1 protein-coding gene is annotated in these 552 nt (G+C 73.2%); it reads left to right on the forward strand.

The features are described 5' to 3' along the window. A partial coding sequence (locus tag G6O68_RS32045; protein ID WP_165253840.1) for an AAA family ATPase occupies window positions 1–552 on the forward strand: 552 nt, incomplete at its 5' end.

A 552-nucleotide genomic window follows, 5' to 3' on the forward strand; every position in this document is an offset into this window, starting at 1 on the left:
TGCGTCCTGTTCTGCGACGAGATCGAGAAGGCCCTCGGCGGCGCCGCCTCGGGCTCCCACGGGGACTCGGGCGTCGGGGCGCGGCTGTTCGGCTCGCTGCTCTCGTGGCTCTCCGATCATGAATCGGACGTCTTCTTCGTCGGCACCTCGAACGACGTCTCGAAGCTCCCGCCCGAATTCAGCCGGGCGGAGCGATTCGACGCGGTCTACTTCCTCGACCTGCCCGGCGCCGCCGAGAAGGAGGCGATCTGGAAGATGTACCTGGAGCGGTTCTCGCTCGACCCCGACCAACGCCGCCCCCGCGACGCCGACTGGACCGGGGCCGAGGTCCGGGCGTGCTGCCGGCTGGCCGCCCTGCTCGACGTCCCGCTTATCGAGGCCGCCCGCAACATCGTCCCGGTGGCGGTCACCGCGGGCGAGTCGGTCGAGCGGCTGCGGTCCTGGGCCGCCGGCCGCTGCCTGGCCGCCGACCGGCCCGGCGTCTACTCGCGCGTCGGATCGCCCGAGGGGCCCCGCCGCCGGGTCCGTCGGGGCGAGCCCTCCGACAACTGA

This window comes from Paludisphaera soli, assembly GCF_011064595.1.
Classification (GTDB): Bacteria; Planctomycetota; Planctomycetia; order Isosphaerales; family Isosphaeraceae; genus Paludisphaera; species Paludisphaera soli.